This is a genomic window from Leucobacter albus, assembly GCF_039528015.1.
Classification (GTDB): domain Bacteria; phylum Actinomycetota; class Actinomycetes; order Actinomycetales; family Microbacteriaceae; genus Leucobacter; species Leucobacter albus.
On record NZ_BAAAKZ010000020.1, the window covers coordinates 1 to 1,149 of the forward strand.

1 rRNA gene is annotated in these 1,149 nt (G+C 53.8%); it reads right to left on the reverse strand.

Annotation, left to right across the window (positions count from 1 at the left end):
* Positions 1–188: 188 nt before the first annotated feature.
* Positions 189–1,149 (reverse strand): 23S ribosomal RNA (locus tag ABD115_RS16435); the annotation flags it as partial.

Consider the following 1,149-nt stretch of genomic DNA (forward strand, 5'->3'; position numbering starts at 1 on the left):
TCCGGGTTCGGAATGTGACCGGGCGTTTCCCTGACGCTATAACCACCGAAACTCTATTGACATAACACGCAACCCCACACCAAGCACACACAAACGGGTGCGTGGGGTTGTGGCCATACGTCAAGAACCACAAAGTAGACGCGAACATCGTTACAACACTTTACCCATGCCCCAAAACTATTTGGGATGAAGTCAAGTCATCGGCTTATTAGTACCAGTCAGCTCCACACGTTACCGCGCTTCCACATCTGGCCTATCAACCCAGTCATCTACTGGGAGCCTCACAGGAGTAAACTCCTACGGAAATCTCATCTTGAGGCCGGCTTCCCGCTTAGATGCTTTCAGCGGTTATCCATCCCGAACGTAGCCAACCAGCCATGCCCTTGGCAGAACAACTGGCACACCAGAGGTTCGTCCAACCCGGTCCTCTCGTACTAGGGTCAGATCCTCTCAAATTTCCAACGCGCGCAGAGGATAGGGACCGAACTGTCTCACGACGTTCTAAACCCAGCTCGCGTACCGCTTTAATGGGCGAACAGCCCAACCCTTGGGACCGACTCCAGCCCCAGGATGCGACGAGCCGACATCGAGGTGCCAAACCATGCCGTCGATATGGACTCTTGGGCAAGATCAGCCTGTTATCCCCGAGGTACCTTTTATCCGTTGAGCGACAGCGCTTCCACAAGCCACTGCCGGATCACTAGTCCCGACTTTCGTCCCTGCTCGACCTGTCAGTCTCACAGTCAAGCTCCCTTGTGCACTTACACTCGCCACCTGATTGCCAACCAGGTTGAGGGAACCTTTGGGCGCCTCCGTTACTTTTTAGGAGGCAACCGCCCCAGTTAAACTACCCACCAGGCACTGTCCGAAAACCCGATCAGGGTTCGTCGTTAGATATCCAATATGACCAGAGTGGTATTTCAACAATGACTCCACGAACACTAGCGTGCCCGCTTCACAGTCTCCCACCTATCCTACACAAGCCACACCGAACACCAATACCAAGCTGTAGTAAAGGTCACGGGGTCTTTCCGTCCTTCTGCGCGTAACGAGCATCTTTACTCGTACTGCAATTTCGCCGAGTTTATGGTGGAGACAGCTGGGGAATCGTTACGCCATTCGTGCAGGTCGGAACTTACCCGACAAGGA